Raw genomic sequence first — 17,529 nt, forward strand, 5'->3', positions numbered from 1 at the left:
AAAAAACAGATTTGGAGCCCAATCGCAGCACATTTCGTTATAACTTGTATTAGAATGAAACGTTTGCGATTTTAAAAGGATGTCTAAAGTAAAAAAAGCCATAATTCCAGCCGCAGGTCTAGGTACTCGTTTTCTTCCAGCCACCAAAACAGTTCCTAAAGAAATGCTTACAATCGTTGATGCTCCCATAATTCTTTACGTCGTTGAAGAAGCTATCAAAGCTGGAATTGAAGACATCGTTCTGATCGCTGGTCGCGGTAAGCATGCCATCGAAGACTTCTTTGATATGTCCTATGAGCTTGAAGACAAACTTGAACGCGACGGAAAATCAAAACTTCTTGAGCGTGTAACAAAAGCCCGCGACTCCGCAAACATCATTAGCATTCGCCAGAAACACGCCTTGGGCCTGGGTCACGCCGTGCACTGTGGCCTTCCGATTGTGGGCAAAGAGCCATTCGCAGTTCTTTTGGGCGACGAAATCACGATGGAAGCAAACGGCGAAGCCAACGTAACTTCTCAGCTTGTTAAATCTTTTGAAGAAACTGGAACCTCCACTATTTCAGTGATGAAAGTTTCTGAAAAAGACGTCTCCAAGTACGGTATCGCTGAAGTCGAGGAAAAATCCCCGGGCTTCTTTAGGGTGACATCATTGGTGGAAAAACCAAAGCCATCTGAAACCAAAAGTCGCTGGGCATTGCCTGGTCGATACGTCTTTGATAACTCCATTATGGATCTATTAAGCAATGCGAAGCCTTCCCTGAATGGCGAAATTCAACTTACTGACAGCATGAAGCTTCTTTGCCAACAAAAAGGTCTTAATGCGATGACTTTTACTGCCGATCGCTACGACGCTGGTGATAAGCTGGGTTATCTGCAGGCAAATATTGAGCTTGCACTGAAAAACCCAGAACTAAGTGCGGATCTAAAATCCTATATCCTGGAACTGGCAAAGATTCTTAAGTAATTGAAGCATTGGGGACCTGGATGAATAAAATTATACTTGCAAGTCTTATTGGTATGTTGATCCCAGCTTTGGGATCAGCGTTCATTCTTCCGACCAGAACTATTTTGCAAAAAACTTCTGAAAACGCAGGCAACGGAATTTACGCTGTCGAGCAGGAAGTTCAGTTTGCCAACGGCGATGACTCGATCCTGGTTCGTGAAACGTGGTTGATTGAAAACGACCGCACCATGAGACTGACGGTCACTGGCACCAAAGAACTTCAGGGCAATTTCCGCATGCAGTTTCTATACGTCGGCGGACAGCGCTGGACAGTTTTGAATGGAAACAAAAAGAGCGACAAAACACCTGATGATTTCCTTGAGAAGTACTTAAATTTCAGAAGTCCGGAAATTTTTGCGAACTCTTTGGCGTCGATGAAGATCATTCCAGCAGGCTCTTACTCAAAGCGCTTGTCGGCCAGAAAAGCAGAGGAAATCAAATACGAACCGGAAAACTGGGTCCGCTATTCCCGCACCGGTGGCGTTGTAAACTACGCCTTCGGAACTCCGACTCCTGAAGACGAAAAAAACAACAATCCGGGATTGTGGATCGAGCAAGATCATTTTGTAATACGCAAAATCCGTCTACCAAGTCAGGCAGAAATGACTGCAGACAACTACAATCAGTTTGCAAAAGGTCTTTTCTATCCGCGCGCGCGCACTATTCGCTGGGGCAACAACACAGCGACTATACGTCTGATCAGCGCGTCGGCTCGTCCGGCAACAGCAGCATCTCAGTTCCAGCCAAATTCACTGGATATGAACAGCAAACTGGATGGTCTTGAAAAACTCCCGGCTAAAGACGCAGTAATTGAATTCTACTCGAGGTTTAGATGAGTGAAGCTTCTCTCTGGAAGGTGGCAGTCGATGCACCCCTTCCAGAAGCTTTGACATACAGCTCGGCAGAGCCTCTGGTCCGTGGTCAACTTGTCAATGTCCCATTGGGAAAGCGCAAAACCAAAGGTCTTATTCTTGGGCCAACAAATGAAGTCCCAGAGTTTCAAATCAAAGCCATTGATTCCATAGATGAAGAATATGCTCCCTTTCCAGATCCATTTGTAAAGTGGCTGGAGTGGCTTGCAACCTATTACCTGCATCCCGTGGGTCAGGTTGTTCAGTCAGCATTCCCCCCCCTTAAAAAGACAGACAAACAGCGCGCGAGCAAACGCGCACCGGTAATCCCACAACTTGATGCTGATAAAATTCCAGATTTAACTCCAGAACAGAAATCATCCTTCGAAGCCATCGCCAAACACGAGGGCTTTTCCACACATCTTTTATTTGGCGTGACTGGTTCCGGTAAAACCGAAGTTTATCTGCGCCTTCTTGATAAAGCTTTAAAAGAAGGAAAGCGTGGCATGGTGTTGGTTCCAGAAATTTCTTTAACACCACAGCTGATCCAGCGCTTCGCCCGTCGCTTCGGTGATAAAATCGCAGCACTCCATTCTCAGCTTACCGATCGTGAGCGTACCAACCAGTGGTGGGATATTGTCGAAGGTCGCAAATCTATTTTAATCGGCGCCAGATCCGCGTTATTCTGTCCAGTTCCTAATTTGGGAATCATAATCGTCGACGAAGAGCACGAGCCATCCTACAAACAAGACGAGAAACTGAAATACAACGGCCGTGATGCCGCAGTCATGATGGGCAAAATCATGAACTGCCCTGTTGTACTTGGCTCCGCGACCCCAAGTTTGGAAACCTGGAAGAATGCCCAAGAGGGCAAGTATCATCTTCATCCCCTTAAAAATCGTGTTGCCGGTCGCGCATTGCCGGACATCGAAGTTATCGATTTAAGAAAACTTAAAGCCGATGACGATCATCAAAAACTGATGATCGAAAAATATTCGCACTTGCCTTATTGGATGAGTCCGCAGTTATTTGAACGCATGCGGGAAACCCTGGGGCGGGGCGATCAAAGTGCGTTGTTTTTAAATCGCCGTGGAATTGCGCAAATGGTCGTGTGCCCCGCCTGTGGTCACACCCGCGAATGCCCTAACTGTGACATCTCGCTGACTTTGCATGCGGGATCTCACCTGGTCTGTCACTACTGTGACTATCATGAGCAAATGAAAAAGAAATGTCCAGATTGCAAAGAAGGCGAATTGGAAGCCATCGGACTTGGAACAGAACTTTTAGAGACAGATTTGGCGCGACTTTTTCCAGGCAAAGTAATTGCACGTGCCGATCGTGACGAAATTCAAAATCGCGCAGATCTTGAAGATCTTATCGCACGAATGGAAAGTGGCGAGATTGATATTCTGGTTGGCACACAGATGATCGCCAAGGGTTTGGATTTTCCAAAGTTAAAATTGGTGGGGCTTGTGCTTGCCGACGTCGGCTTCAATCTTCCGGACTTCCGTGCGACAGAGCGCAGTTTTCAACTTATCACTCAGATGAGTGGCCGAAGCGGCCGTCACGTCAAAGAGGGTGAAAGCCCGGGCTTGGTCATTATCCAAACATTCAACACCGAACACGACAGTCTGACATTTGCAAAATCCCATGACTTCGAAGGATTCGCCCAACACGAATTGAATGTTCGCGAAGCTCTTAACTATCCTCCATGCGGCAAGCTCGTCAGCTTCCGCATTCAAGGGTCGAAATTAAACGCCGTCGAAGAAACCGCCCGACTTTTAGCCAGACGCGCTCATGGGCTAAAGGCCCAAGTTGAAAAATATAAAGCGGTCGAAGTCTTGGGGCCGGCTGAGGCCGCACTTGCGAAACTACGAGGACAATTCCGATATCATCTCCTCGTAAAATCGTCCCAGGCAAATTTAACCAATCCTTTCTCACGTCAGCTCCTGGGAGACCAGGAATGGGTCCCGTCGGGAGTTAAAATTATCATCGACATCGATCCAATGAATTTGCTTTAAATCAGTTCTGCACCGTAAGATGAAGGAAGTGCGCAAATTGCCGCACAAGGACTGATATGATTCAATGCCCGCGCTGCGGAATTCAAGTTACAGAGCTTCACCCCATCGAAGGGGATCTTGCTGCGAAATTGCAGCAAGCTGGCGAAGCCAATCTGCCACCGGAAGTGTGTGCAGGGTGTATCTCTGATTTGCGCAGAACCGCTGCAACCAGCAGTGGTGGTGTCTTGATGGCGCAAGAACGTGCCCGTGAACAGCATCGCATGACTCTGTGGAAAAGCCGCGTACAACTGATTAAACAAGCCCGCAACTCCATGGGGCAAAAGATGTATGCCGAAGCTGCCATTGCCTACGAAAAATATTTAAAAATTCTGGATATTGTTTTTGAAGTAAAAAAGGGTGAAAAACTTCGCCCCGAAGCCTTTAAAGAAAGCGCTCGCCATACAGAATTGACAGTGGTGGCCTCTGTATACTGGGATTTGATGCGCATCTACGACACGCATGACCGCTACCACGAACGCATGCAGAACTCTGCAAAGCAACTTGCCATGTTCGTGCAGTTCACGCCGATATATCCGGATATCATTAAAAAAGCTGAATCCTTTGTTCGCACTGCCAAGAATCCAAATATCGTAAAGAATTTCTTGAAGCTTGCGGATAAAGAACGACCACGATGTTTTATTGCAACTTCTGCTTTTGGTCCCCAAGCATACGAGGTGCAGACACTTCGTGGTTTCCGTGACGAGGTTCTGAAAGATTCATTCCTGGGTCGTAAATTCGTTTACTTCTACTACAGAATCTCGCCATCCATTGCTTGCTCACTCGATAAGCACTCCTGGCTCAAACCCGCTGTCAGAGCCGTCCTGCGCACATTGATTAAATGCGTTAGCCGATAATTCTAAAGCCTTCCTTCTTGCAAAGCCCCGGCCTTCTGGGGGAAGGTATTTACATGGCTCATATTTATGATTACGCAATTATTGGTAGTGGTTTAACAGGTCTTAGTATCGCAGCAGCTTTAAGTCGCGAAACAAAGAACATCATTTTGCTTGATGGCTTGGATAATTCCGGCGGTTCAAACAAACAAATCAATTTCCCCACTGGTCCGATTAATAACGGCATCCGCTTTGTTCCTGATTCTGTACTTTCTGAAAAAGCCCTGGGCTTTCTGGAAAATCTTCTGGGTCAAAAAGTGATCGCAGATGTTTCGGATGAAGCGCCAGTGACTTACGACTCCGGTAATTTTAAAACTTTCCTTGGCTTTGGCGAAAACCCGCCAGCATTCTGGGAAGAGCTTTCTTACTTCACCTCCAGCAAACGCATTGATCTTCAATTGCAACCATTCCAATGGGCGCAACTACTGATGGAGCAATTCAAAGGTGATTTCACTCCCCGCTCTTATGTGACCAAGTTCCACCAAGAGGGCGAGCGAGTGACTTCTGTGACTGTGAATGGCTCTAAAACCATCCATGCGCAAAACTTTATTTTCGCTGGGACTGTTCGCGATCTTTCAATTTTGCTTCCGGAAGATTCCATCTCTGTGCGTGCACGCACCAAGCTTGCTAAAAACAACTATTGGACAGCATTGTGCCTGGATATCTGCCACAGCAAAGCTGTGACTGAATCCACTGCCGTGCATGTTCTGAATGGCACAACTCAGGATGAAATCGGTCCGTGCGCGGGTCGCTTCATGCCAGCTGTTGAAGTTGATGGCAAACAATTGCAAGCTTCACAATGGATCACTTTCATTGAGACTGAAGTTACTGACGACAGCGAAGTTGTGGGCATGGCTTTGAAGAAAATCAAACGCCAGATCAAACGCGCTTATCCAGAAGCTTTGGATGACGTGAAGCTTGAAAGAATTTTTGTGGCTCCTTACATCGCTGGCAACGGTGATCTTAAGCTCAGCGCAAACCAAACAATCCCAAGCCTTGAAAATCTTTGGGTGGCATCGTCCACTTTGAATGAGCAAAAGAACCTGGTGGGCTCTCTTTTACAGGCTGAAATGATCATTGCTTCCCTGGGCTTCAAAGTTGAGCAGTCCATGACCTCTAAAGCGCCGACTGAAGATTTTGCCGAAGCAAACATGTAACCTATTGATTTTAAATGGTTTATTTTGACGTCGCCATCTTTGTGATGCGGCGTTTCTTTTTGCGGGTTCCGAATCCCTAAGATCTGCTCCCAGACTGAGCAAAAGATCCTTGCCCTTCTGTGCCACGCTATGATATCCCGTGAGTCCAACAATAACACACTCTAGAGCACAACCTGGTCCCCGAGTACTGAAAAAGGGGTCTTCCGGCGAAACAAAAAAAGCTGGCTCTGCACTAGAGGAGGATTAACCAGAAAGGACGTACTACCATGGCACAAGTTACCATGAAAGAAATGCTAGACGCTGGAGTTCACTTCGGACACCAAACACAGCGTTGGAACCCAAAAATGAAACCTTACGTTTACACAGCTCGCGGCGGTATCCATATTATCGACCTGCAAAAAACTGTTGTTCGCGCGAACAAAGCTGCTGAATACGTAAAAGAAATCGCTGCTAACGGTGGTCGCATGATCTTCGTTGGTACTAAAAAACAAGCTATCGAGCCTGTTCAAGAAGCAGCAGCAAAATGCGGTCAATACTACGTTACTAAACGTTGGTTGGGCGGCATGATGACTAACTTCGAAACGATCAAATCTTCTATCGATCGTCTTCGCAAAGTTGATGCTATGAAAGAAAAAGGCGAATTCAACTACCTTACTAAAAAAGAACGCGCAAAAATCGAAAAAGAATACCTTCGTCTGTCTGAGTTCTTGAACGGTATCCGCGACATGAAGGAAATGCCTTCTGTTATGTTCGTAGTAGACCTTCCAAAAGAGCACATCGCAGTTGCTGAAGCTAAACGCTTGGGTATGACTGTTGTTGGTATCGCTGATACAAACTCTGATCCAGATTCTATCGATTACCCAATTCCAGGTAATGACGATGCTATCCGTTCTATCAAATTGTTCACAAACCTAGTTGCTGACGCTTACATCGAAGGCGCTAAAACTTGGGAACAAAAAATCCGCACAATGACAGACAAACAATCTGACGTTGCTAAAGAAGCTAAAGGTGACGACGCAGCTCCAAAACGCCGCGCTCCTGCTGCTGCTGCTAAAGCTGGTGCTAAAGAAGCTCCTAAAAAAGCTGCTGGTCCAGCTGTTGTTAAAGCCAACAAAGGTCGCAAACTTGTTGCTGCTGGTACAGCAGAAGAAGTTGAGATCCAAGCTGAGCTTGAAAACAAAGACGAATCTGCAGAGTAATTTCTGTCAGGTCTCTGAAGAAAGGGTGGCTTGACCACCCTTTACTTTGCATACGATCCGCCTACGCTAATAGCTTCGGCGTGACTAGTCCCCGGTATCACCGGGGAATTTTTTGATAAAGATCTTTATTACTGTTCTTATTATAAGGAGTCTTCCTAATGTCTATTTCCGCTACTCTTGTTAAAGAGCTAAGAGAAAAAACTAACGCAGGTATGATGGATTGCAAAAAGGCGCTTGAAGCGACTTCTGGCGATTTCGACGCTGCTGTTGAATGGTTGCGCGTTAAAGGTCTTGGCGCTGCAGCTAAAAAAGCTGACCGTATTGCTGCTGAAGGTGCGGTTTTCGCGCAAGTTAACGGCAACACTGGTCTTGTTATGGAAATCAACTCTGAAACTGACTTCGTTGCACGCAACGACGGTTTCAAAGCTTTGGCTGCTGACGTTGCTGAGCACATGTTCAAAACTGAACTTGCTGCTGACGCTTTGTCTCAACCATTCGCAAAAGATCCTTCAAAAAAATTGGGTGATCTTTTCACAGAAGCTACTGCAACTATCGGTGAAAAAATCGTTCTTCGCCGTCAAGAGAAGTACACTTCTACTGCAAACACTTTGGTACACACTTATGTACACGGTGAAGGCAAAATCGGCGTGATGATTGAAGTTGCTGTTTCTAAACCAGAAGCTGCTTCTAACCCAGCATTGAAAACTTTCGCTCAAGACGTTGCATTGCACATCGCTGCGATGAACCCAATGGCGATCTCTTCTGAACAAATCCCAGCGGACGTTGTTTCTAAAGAGAAAGAAATCCTGACTGCTAAAAACCTTGAATCAGGCAAAAAACCAGAAATGATCGAAAAAATCGTTGAAGGTCAAATCCGTAAATTCTTGGCTGAAAACTGCTTGATGGATCAGGCTTTCGTTAAGAATCCGGACTTGAAAGTTTCTGATTTGGCGAAAAATGTTGGTAAAGAAATCGGCGCTGACGTTACAGTTAAACGTTTCGTACGTTTCGAATTGGGCGCTGGTATCGAAAAGAAATCCAACGACTTTGCAGCTGAAGTTGCAGCTCAAATGAAAGGACACTAATTTGAAAGCGCCTGTTTATAAACGCATTTTGCTTAAACTAAGTGGCGAGGCTCTTGCTGGAAAGCAAGGGACTGGTATCAATACTGCGACAATCACACAGATCGCGCAGGACGTGGCAGAAGCGTATAAGGCGGGCGTTCAAATTGGTCTCGTAATCGGCGGCGGTAACATCTATCGTGGTGTTGCCGCATCTGCTGAAGGCATGGATCGCGCAAGTGCTGACTATATGGGTATGCTTGCGACTTGTATCAATGCCCTGGCTCTTCAAGATGCTCTTGAAAAAGCCGGCGTACCTACCCGCGTACAAACAGCTATCGAAATGGCTGAAATCGCAGAGCCGTACATCCGTCGCAGAGCCATCCGTCATCTTGAAAAGAATCGCCTGGTAATCTTCGGTGCAGGCACCGGCAACCCTTACTTCACAACAGATACAGCCGCTTCTCTTCGCGCGATGGAAATTGACGCTGAAGTGATCATGAAAGCGACTAAAGTTGACGGTATCTACGACAAAGACCCTGTGAAACATGCTGATGCGAAGAAATTCGATAAAATCAGCTATATCGAAGTACTGAATCGCGGTCTTCAGGTTATGGACTCAACTGCGATCTCTATGTGCATGGATAACAAACTTCCTATTATTACTTTTGACCTTTCAGTTCCGGGTAATATCCTTAAGGCTGTTCAGGGCGAAACTATCGGCACTCTAGTTCACTAGAGCGCAACCAAGGAGATTCAACATGGCAATTGCTGAAATTAAAAAGAATGCCCAAGCACAAATGGACAAGTCCGTTCTTGCTTTAGGTGAAGAGCTTAAAAAAATCCGTACTGGCCGCGCACAAGTTTCTATGCTTGATGGCGTTCGCGTAAACTACTACGGAAATCCTTCTCCACTATCTCAAGTCGCTTCTGTATCTACTCCAGATGCAAAATCTTTCCTTATCGCGCCTTGGGAAGTTTCTATCCTTAAAGACATCGAACAAGCGATCATCAAATCTGAATTGGGCATGGCTCCAATGAACGATGGTAAAGTGATTCGTTTGAAAGTTCCTGACGTTACTGAAGAACGCCGTAAAGACCTTGCCAAGCAAGTTAAGAAAATCGCTGAAGAAGCACGCGTAGCTGTTCGCATGGCTCGTCGTGATGCCAATGAAGCTATCAAAAAAATGAAAGCTGACAAAAAAGCACCTCTAAGCGAAGACGAAGCTAAAAAAGGTGAAGCAGACATCCAAAAAGTAACAGACGATATGATCAAAAAAGTGGATCAAATCGCTGATGAAAAAGAAAAGTCGATTTTGACTATCTAGGTTTGGGAGTCCGGTGACTTTACCTAAGCATGTTGCAATTATTATGGATGGTAACGGTCGTTGGGCTCAGCTCAAGCGAAAGCCACGTACCTTTGGTCATATCAAAGGTACGCGCGTAGCTAAGAAGATCATCACGGCATGCTCCCGCAAAGGTATCAAAAACCTGACCCTTTACGCTTTCTCGACTGAAAATTGGTTCCGCCCACAAGCTGAAGTTTCATTCCTTATGAAAATCCTGCGCCGATATTTGGCGAAGGAAACCAGCAATCTGGTAAAAGAAAATATCCGCTTCTCTGTGATCGGCGATCTTTCCAAAGTTCCTTCAGATGTATTCAAAGCAATTCAACAAGCTCGCGAAGCTACAGCTCAATGCACAGGCCTGAATTTGGTCTTTGCCTTGAGCTATGGCTCTCGTCAGGAAATGACCTTGGCCGTTCGTAATATTGCGAACATGGTGGCTAAAGGTGAAATCAAACCAGATGAGATCGATGAGGCTTTGATTAGCACTTCGTTAAGCACGTATCCGACTCCAGATCCTGATTTGATTGTTAGAACTAGCGGCGAGCAAAGACTATCAAACTTCTTACTATGGCAGGCCGCATATTCGGAATTCTACTTCACGGAAACTCTGTGGCCTAACTTCACAGAGGCTCATCTCGAGGAAGCTCTAAATGCTTTTTCCGTGAGACAACGCCGCTATGGCAAGGTCTCTACAAATGACAACTTGGAAAAGCTTTCTAACTAGAGCCGCCTCTGCCCTTGTGGCACTGGCAATTATCTTTGCGTTATACTACTTCCTAAAAATCACGGGACTTAAAATCATTATCGCCATCGCAGTGGTTCTCGGCGCATGGGAACTGCTTGGAATTCTGTTTAAATCAGAAAGCTCAAACACTCTTAAGGGAGCATTCTTCATAGCCTCTTTGTTGGTGTTTTTCGTTTCTACAATGGCACTCAACCTGGGAGCGATCTTTTTTGCCCTGTCATTGATTGTTCTGACCATCATAAGTCTTTTGCAGCTGAATAAAACCGGCGACCTGCAGCGCATGACCCGATTTCAAGCCCACTCGGCACTGGGTTTGATTTACATCGGCCTGTTGCCATCCTTTGCATATAGATTACTTGATCAGGAGCAAGGACTTGGCTGGTTTATCTTCTTGCTGGCTGTTGTATTCGCCGGCGACACCATGGCTTATTGTTTTGGAGTACTCATTGGCAAACACAAGGTGATGCCGACTGTCTCCCCTAAGAAAACCTGGGAGGGCTCTGTCGGTGGCATCGTAGGTTCCGTTATTGCGGGCCTGCTTTGCTGGAAGTTTCTTCTGCCGGAACACACGTGGTATTTCATTTTGGGATTGGCTGCTGTCTCAGGATTTGTCGGTCAGTTTGGAGACTTTTTCGAATCCCTGCTTAAGCGTGTTGCGGACGTAAAAGACTCCGGAAAAATCATGCCTGGGCATGGCGGCGTCTTGGATCGAATTGATGGCGTCCTATTCGCAAGTCCTGTTGTCCTGCTCGGGGTTGTGATCCTATCTCATCTTTTGTCGTAAGAATAAAGTCGAGCACCTCGACATAAAGTTTGTAATTTAGTAGATCAGGGATGCTCTAACCACTTAGAATATCCGGATGGAAATGCTATTAAATTTAATTCACAGCGGTTTATCAGTAGTCCTCCCATTCGTTATCCTACTGGGTATTTTAATTTTCGTTCACGAACTGGGGCATTTCCTGGTGGCTCGTTGGTGCGGGGTTAGAGTCGAAGTATTCAGCCTTGGCTTCGGCAAGAAAATACTGAAATACAAAAAAGGTGATACGACCTATGCCCTCTCAATTATTCCACTGGGTGGTTATGTCAAAATGTTTGGCGAACAACCAGGCATGGAAATCTCTGAGGAAGACAAAAAAGTCGCATTCACTCACAAGACTGTATGGCAACGTATCGCGGTTGTTCTTGCAGGTCCTTTGATGAACTTCTTCTTTGCAATTTTTGTTTTGATGATCGTTGCCTTGATTGGTGAAGATGCAAAAGCACCAATGCTTGGTGATATCAAACAACAATCTGCAGCCTACGCAGCGGGCTTCCGCTCTGGCGACCGAATTGTTTCCATCAACGATCAAAAGATCGGAACTTGGGAAGAAATTCAGAATGTTCTAAGCCTTAAGAAAGATCAGGATTTGCATCTTGATGTCGTCGTTCAACATGAAGGCAGCACTGAAGAATCAAAGATTTCAGTCATTGCCAAAGCGGAGCCAAATCCAAACATTCTAAGCGCCTACGACTACATGGCAGCTGTTGAGGGATTAACGGCATTGTCCGCCGGAACAACAGTGGGTGTTATTCCAAATACTCCGCTATTTGCTTTAGGTCTGCGCACAGGTGATTCTATCGTTGGTATCAACGGCAGCAAAGTCAGTCACTGGAGAGATCTGGAAACAGCTCTAGGCAAGGCAAGCACACAACAGCCACTAACACTTGAAATCATGGGTCAACGTGAAGGCGACAAGCAGGACAAGCCACTGACAGTCACTATGGCTCCATTGGAAAGCATGAAAACGTTCTCCATGGCAGCATTGGGTCTTGAGTCATCTGAACTTTACCTAAGCAAAGTCATGGACAACTCCCCGGCTAAAGCTGCGGGCCTGAAAGAAGGCGACCGCTTGTTAGCCATCAACAATACAGTGTTGAACAAATGGGACGATGTAATTGCGAACATCAAATCTTTTGATGGCAAGAATCCAGTCGACATCAAAGTTCAGCGCGAAGGCCAAAGTGTTGATTTGAAAATCACACCTAAAATGACAACGCAAATGACGGTCGCCGGAAGTGAAGAAAAGCGCTACACAATCGGAATTGCTCCGGTTGTGAATCTGTCGACGCCAGATACAGTTGTTGTTCGCACCAACAATCCTGTGGAGGCCATCGTTCGCGGCACAGAAAAAACCTGGGACTTCACTGTTATGACGGTGATGAGTTTTGTTCGTTTGTTCGAAGCCAAGATCTCTCCAAAAAACATTGGCGGAGTTCTTTCTATCGGTCAGGCTGCAAGCGAAACTTATAAAATTGGTATCACGCCGTTCCTGCAGATGATGGCTATCATCTCTGTGAATCTGTTCATCCTGAATCTTCTGCCGATTCCGGTATTGGACGGTGGTCACCTGGTGTTCTACACAATTGAAGTTATTAAGGGTGCACCACTAAGTCTGCGCAAGATGGAGATCGCTCAACAGGTCGGCATGGCATTGCTGATGAGTCTGATGATATTTGCCTTGTTCAATGACTTCACTCGCATTTTTAGTCTATGAAGATCCTGGCTATGGAAACCAGCACCCTGCTTGGCGGGGTTGCTGTCATACAAGATGGAAATGTCGTCGCTGAGCAATCGTCTCATCGACAAAAATCCCATACCGAAATTATCTCGCCATTTGTTGAAAACACCTTAAAGACGGCCGGACTAAAACTTGAAGACATTGACGTCTTTGCAGTGGGGCAAGGTCCAGGGAGTTTTACAGGTATTCGTGTAGCTGCCAACGCTGGCAAAACCTACGCGTATAGCTTTAATAAACCTATGGTGACCATTGATTCGCTGATGTTACTGGCGGAACAAGCCAAAACTTCAAAGCTTCCGGTTCTGGCAATCATGAATGCTTACAAGAACATGGTCTACCTTGGAATGTTTGATTGTTCCGGTGATGAACCCCAATATTTAAAGGGCCCCACCGCGATTCCGGTTCGTGAACTTTCTCAGCACATTGATCGCGACGTAACCGTTGTGGGCGATGGCTGGGAAACTTATCATGAGTATTTTCCGGAAGAGTTAAAAAAGAGAATGCACCTGAACCCTGATTTTCCGAACGAGCCCTTGGCAAAAACTTTGGGTTTGATGGCAGAAAAGCGCGCCCAACGAGGTCTAACTTTAGACTGGAAATCATTTATTCCCCTTTATATTCGCGCATCTGAAGCCGAAGAGACAAAAAAAGGGATACTGATTTCCCCGTTGAAATAGGAACAGTCCATGGATCGCGACTTAGAAAACGAAACCAACGACATTTTGCCTTTCAAAATATCTCCATCCAAAGACAAGGCAGCAGCCAAGATTTGGGTTACAGCCTCTGGAAAAGGTGGCGTCGGCAAAACGTTTGTTTCTTCTAGCTTGGGTATCACGCTTTCCAAACTTGGCCACTCGGTAGTCATCGTTGATCTTGATTTAAGTGGAGCCAACATTCACACGGTGATGGGTGTTAAGCCCTCGCACATGAATATCAGACACTACTTTGAAGGTGTTAAATCGCTTCAAGAGCTGGTGATTCCAACTCAGCATCCAAATCTTTCCTACGTTCAGGGCTTCTGGGATTCCTGGTCACCAATTGATTTCACCATGGAGCAGATTCAAGCTCTAGTTCCGCAACTTCACGGTTTGCGTGCCGACTATGTGATCGTTGACCTTGGGGCGGGCGCCTTGGAACCACACCTTGAGCTGTTCAAAGCTGCAGATGAGAAGTTCCTGGTAACTTCGCCAGAGCCTACCAGCATTGAAAAAACATACCGCTTTATCGAAGCCTTCGTTTGTCACACGCTTAAACAGGATTCAACACCGGATGCTTACGGCAATATGATTTCCACTTTGCGAAGCCATCGCCAAAGAACATTGGGTAAACCTTTTTCGTTCCGTTCGTACTTAAAAGAACAAACTGGTTTGAACTATGACTTTTTTGAGAGCATGACTGCGAAACCTGTTCGTTTGATCGTTAACAGTTGCCGCTATCAAAATCATTCTGAACTGGGTTTCGGGATGAAAAGTGTCTGCAACAAGTACTACGACCTTAGTATTGATTTTGCCGGCGCGATCGATTTCGACAATGCAGTGTGGCAGTCCGTTAAGGGCCGTGAACACGTACTTTTCGCGCAACCATTCACAGGTCTAGCGGGACAATTTTTAACCACGTGCAAACAACTTATTGATCCCGAGGAACTTCGCGCCGTAGTATAATAGGTGCATGGAAGCGACGACTCGTTATAATTACTACGAAATTCTTGAACTGCCCGCAAACTCACCTCAACACGAAGTGACTGCGGCCTATGAACGAGCTCGCAATACATACTCCGGCGAAAATCCAGCCATCTACACTATTTTTTCTGAACACGAAGCCCGCCAGTTTTTGGTCCTAATCGAGGAAGCTTACCAGGTTCTTGGTAACAAGATCCTACGAAACATCTACGACCAAAGACTGTTAAGCGGTATGGCTTCACTGAATGATTTAACTTATGCCTCCATCATAGAAGCCAGCAAAACCGTGGCTCCTCCGGAACCAAAACCAGCTGAGAAAAAAACAGCTGTCGTTTTCGTCAAAGATGAAACGATGGAAAAAGAAATCCTGGCCAAAGAAGATTGGACCGGAGAATTCCTTAAGAAAGTTCGCGAATATAAAGGCATCACTGTTGAGCGCATGAGTGAAATCACGAAAATCAATGCTTGGTATGTAAAAGCCATTGAAAGCACGCAGCCTGATAATCTTCCAGCAGTTGTCTTTGTACGCGGATATGTCGTACAAATCGCAAGAGCCCTAGGGATCGATGACAAGAAAGTCGCTGATTCCTATATGAAGAACTTCAAAAAAGCGCTTGGAAAATAAATCAAACTCTGAAAATTCGGCCCAGACAATTCAGTTAACCCCTCTTCCCGAGATGGTGGGACTGCGTCTGGATAAAGCATTGGCTTTATTGCCTGAAATCGACAATCGGTCGCGCGCTTCTCATCTGATTGAAAATTCCCTGGTTAAAGTAAACGGAAAAATCGCAAAGGCTTCGCATCCGGTAAAAGCCACTGACACGATTGAAGTAACTTTACCCGCTCCTGTACCAACTGAATTACAGGCTTATGATTTAAAGCTAGATGTTCTGTTTGAAGATTCCGATGTGATCGTCATCAACAAACCCGCAGGTCTTGTGGTTCATCCAGCTGCGGGTCATGCACACGATACTCTGGTCAATGCTCTGATTTCCCATACTGACGATCTTTCCATGAAGTTTGGTGAAGAACGCCCCGGGATTGTTCACCGTCTGGATAAAGAGACCAGTGGCATCATTGTGGTTGCAAAGAATGATAAAGCCCATGAGTCCCTGACGTCACAATTTAAAGAGCGCAGTACCCACAGAATTTACTATGCAGTCTGCATCGGCACTGCCCGCAATCTTACTGGCACGATTAAAAGCTATCTGGCCCGCCATCCTGTAGATCGAAAGAGATACGCATCAGTTCTTGGTTATGATCAAAAGCCCTTGATGAATCCCGATGAAGCCCCTGAAATCGGAAAGTGGGCCGTTACCCATTACGAAGTTCTGGCCCGAAAAAGTGGCCTAAGCTATATGAAGATGAAACTTGAAACAGGGCGAACACATCAAATCCGTGTTCACTTGTCGGAAAGTGGAATCCCTATTGCCGGCGATACTTTGTACGGAGCCGACAGAAAAATTAAATCAATCGAGCAGAGAAGCATTCAAGAGGATCTTCGAACTTTACCAAGATTTCTTCTTCACGCCGCAGAGCTGGGCTTCACTCACCCACGCACCCAGGAACGAATGTTCTTTAAGAAAGACTGGCCCGAAGATATTTCAGCTTTGATTAAAAAGTGGGGCTTGCTGTGAATCTTGAGAAAACACCCCTTGGCTATGAAATCAAAGCCCCTGGCATCACCTACTTTTTCGGTGGCAAAGATTCCCAACTGGATAATTTAAAAAAAGCTTATCCCGATTTTGATTTTGTGCGGGTCAAACAAACCCACAGCGATATCGTTGTAGAATCAAAAGATTCAAAATGCGACTATCAGATCAATGCCGATGGGCATATCTCGACAAGCACAGGACTGGCATTGTGTGTGATCACGGCGGATTGCGTACCGGCGTTGTTCTATCACCCGCAAACCGGCACCATTGCTGGTGTTCACGCCGGCTGGCGCGGAGTCGCCAATCGAATTTTGATCAACACCCTTCACCAGATGATCAATCGCGGAATTCCCCCGCAGGAGATTGAAGTGGTGATCGGTCCGCATATTCAGCATGACAGCTTTGAATGCGGTAACGACGTCCGGGACCAAATTCTGGCAAGCCTTTCTGACCTATCCAACGAAGACAAAGAAATGTTTTACACTGTGATTTCATCGGAAAAATCCCTTGTGGATTTAAACCTGGTGGTCAAGGCTCAGCTTGAATCACAGGGCATTTCCATGGAAAAGGTTTTCAGCCTGCATCTGGATACTGTGAGAGATCAGTTCTTTCACTCTTATAGACGGGACAAAGAAAGTTCCGGGCGCCAAATCAGCTTTGTGGTGCGCACTCCATGAAGATACTTCCTCAAGATTTCTATTTTGAGGATACCACCTCTGTGGCAAAAGCCCTGCTGGGAAAATCACTTCACATCAACACTACCGGAACTGAATATAAAGCCCGCATTGTCGAAGTGGAAGCGTATCTTGGAATCACGGACCCCGCTTGTCATACGTTTGAAGGTCGTCGCACTCCGCGCACAACTTCGATGTACCTCTCGGGTGGACATAGCTATGTCTACCAAATTTACGGAATGTATTTCTGCCTGAATGTTGTCACTCGCACTGAGAATCATCCTGAAGCTGTGCTAATTCGTGCGGTGGAGCCTTTGCCATTAGCGGCAAAATTTGAAAAATCGCAGTTAGTTTCAAATGGTCCCGGAAAACTATGCAGACACTATGCAATCAACAAAGAACATAACGCTCTACCGATGTGGCACAAAAAATCCGCTCTATATATAAGCGACGATGGATTTAAAGTTTCAAAAAGCCAGATCGTCTCCAGACCCCGAATTGGCGTCGACTATGCAGGCGAAGCTGCGGCATGGCCATTAAGATTCTATTTGGCCGATGACAAGTTCGTTTCAAAGAAATAACCCTGGTCGTCGAGTCACAATTGATTTTCATTTCAAACACCTGCCTATTTGATCTAAGATTATA

At 45.9% G+C, this 17,529-nt stretch carries 18 protein-coding genes; all 18 read left to right on the forward strand.

Features of this window, described 5'->3' with window-relative positions:
* The first annotated feature begins 79 nt into the window (after positions 1–79).
* The 18 genes from galU (at position 80) to ACLVWU_RS18135 (ending at position 17,465) form a co-directional block, all read left to right on the forward strand.
* Positions 80–964 (forward strand): UTP--glucose-1-phosphate uridylyltransferase GalU, encoded by an 885-nt coding sequence (gene galU, locus ACLVWU_RS18050; protein WP_413576287.1) that lies wholly within the window; start codon positions 80–82, stop codon positions 962–964.
* Positions 965–984: 20 nt separating this feature from the next.
* Positions 985–1,839 carry a hypothetical protein gene (locus ACLVWU_RS18055; RefSeq protein WP_413576288.1) on the forward strand — a complete coding sequence of 285 codons (855 nt, stop codon included), beginning with the start codon at positions 985–987 and terminating at the stop codon, positions 1,837–1,839.
* Positions 1,836–3,875, forward strand: coding sequence for a primosomal protein N' (gene priA / locus ACLVWU_RS18060; protein ID WP_413576289.1), 2,040 nt, complete (start codon positions 1,836–1,838; stop codon positions 3,873–3,875). The genes ACLVWU_RS18055 and priA overlap by 4 nt, the downstream gene beginning before the upstream one ends.
* Positions 3,876–3,931: 56 nt before the next feature.
* Positions 3,932–4,768: a CFI-box-CTERM domain-containing protein gene (locus tag ACLVWU_RS18065; RefSeq protein WP_413576290.1), complete on the forward strand. Its 837-nt coding sequence runs from the start codon at positions 3,932–3,934 to the stop codon at positions 4,766–4,768.
* Between the two features lie 53 nt (positions 4,769–4,821).
* Positions 4,822–5,961, forward strand: coding sequence for an FAD-dependent oxidoreductase (locus ACLVWU_RS18070; RefSeq protein ID WP_413576291.1), 1,140 nt, complete (start codon positions 4,822–4,824; stop codon positions 5,959–5,961).
* 266 nt (positions 5,962–6,227) lie between these two features.
* Positions 6,228–7,160 (forward strand): 30S ribosomal protein S2, encoded by a 933-nt coding sequence (rpsB, locus tag ACLVWU_RS18075; protein ID WP_413576292.1) that lies wholly within the window; start codon positions 6,228–6,230, stop codon positions 7,158–7,160.
* A 158-nt stretch (positions 7,161–7,318) separates the two neighbouring features.
* Positions 7,319–8,245: a translation elongation factor Ts gene (tsf, locus tag ACLVWU_RS18080; protein ID WP_413576293.1), complete on the forward strand. Its 927-nt coding sequence runs from the start codon at positions 7,319–7,321 to the stop codon at positions 8,243–8,245.
* A gap of 1 nt (position 8,246) precedes the next feature.
* Positions 8,247–8,960 (forward strand): UMP kinase, encoded by a 714-nt coding sequence (gene pyrH / locus ACLVWU_RS18085; RefSeq protein WP_413576294.1) that lies wholly within the window; start codon positions 8,247–8,249, stop codon positions 8,958–8,960.
* Positions 8,961–8,982: 22 nt separating this feature from the next.
* Positions 8,983–9,549, forward strand: coding sequence for a ribosome recycling factor (gene frr / locus ACLVWU_RS18090; protein WP_413576295.1), 567 nt, complete (start codon positions 8,983–8,985; stop codon positions 9,547–9,549).
* Between the two features lie 13 nt (positions 9,550–9,562).
* Entirely contained in the window at positions 9,563–10,294 is a 732-nt protein-coding gene (locus tag ACLVWU_RS18095) for an isoprenyl transferase (protein ID WP_413576296.1), read from the forward strand.
* The gene (locus tag ACLVWU_RS18100; protein WP_413576297.1) at positions 10,266–11,099 is read left to right on the forward strand and encodes a phosphatidate cytidylyltransferase; all 834 of its coding nucleotides are present in this window, start codon (positions 10,266–10,268) and stop codon (positions 11,097–11,099) included. The genes ACLVWU_RS18095 and ACLVWU_RS18100 overlap by 29 nt, the downstream gene beginning before the upstream one ends.
* 76 nt (positions 11,100–11,175) lie before the next feature.
* Entirely contained in the window at positions 11,176–12,852 is a 1,677-nt protein-coding gene (gene rseP, locus ACLVWU_RS18105; RefSeq protein ID WP_413576298.1) for an RIP metalloprotease RseP, read from the forward strand.
* Positions 12,849–13,553, forward strand: a complete 705-nt coding sequence (gene tsaB, locus ACLVWU_RS18110; protein ID WP_413576299.1) for a tRNA (adenosine(37)-N6)-threonylcarbamoyltransferase complex dimerization subunit type 1 TsaB — start codon at positions 12,849–12,851, stop codon at positions 13,551–13,553. The genes rseP and tsaB overlap by 4 nt, the downstream gene beginning before the upstream one ends.
* Before the next feature lie 9 nt (positions 13,554–13,562).
* Complete coding sequence (locus ACLVWU_RS18115; RefSeq protein WP_413576300.1) at positions 13,563–14,537, forward strand: P-loop NTPase; 975 nt, start codon at positions 13,563–13,565, stop codon at positions 14,535–14,537.
* 7 nt (positions 14,538–14,544) lie between these two features.
* A complete protein-coding gene (locus ACLVWU_RS18120) occupies positions 14,545–15,180 on the forward strand; it encodes a helix-turn-helix domain-containing protein (protein WP_413576301.1) in 636 nt (211 codons plus the stop codon).
* The gene (locus tag ACLVWU_RS18125) at positions 15,170–16,192 is read left to right on the forward strand and encodes an RluA family pseudouridine synthase (protein WP_413576302.1); all 1,023 of its coding nucleotides are present in this window, start codon (positions 15,170–15,172) and stop codon (positions 16,190–16,192) included. The genes ACLVWU_RS18120 and ACLVWU_RS18125 overlap by 11 nt, the downstream gene beginning before the upstream one ends.
* Positions 16,189–16,887 carry a polyphenol oxidase family protein gene (locus ACLVWU_RS18130; RefSeq protein WP_413576303.1) on the forward strand — a complete coding sequence of 233 codons (699 nt, stop codon included), beginning with the start codon at positions 16,189–16,191 and terminating at the stop codon, positions 16,885–16,887. The genes ACLVWU_RS18125 and ACLVWU_RS18130 overlap by 4 nt, the downstream gene beginning before the upstream one ends.
* Entirely contained in the window at positions 16,884–17,465 is a 582-nt protein-coding gene (locus ACLVWU_RS18135) for a DNA-3-methyladenine glycosylase (protein ID WP_413576304.1), read from the forward strand. The genes ACLVWU_RS18130 and ACLVWU_RS18135 overlap by 4 nt, the downstream gene beginning before the upstream one ends.
* The last annotated feature ends 64 nt before the right edge of the window (positions 17,466–17,529 follow it).

Source organism: Bdellovibrio sp. HCB290 (assembly GCF_047305925.1).
Taxonomy (GTDB): domain Bacteria; phylum Bdellovibrionota; class Bdellovibrionia; order Bdellovibrionales; family Bdellovibrionaceae; genus Bdellovibrio.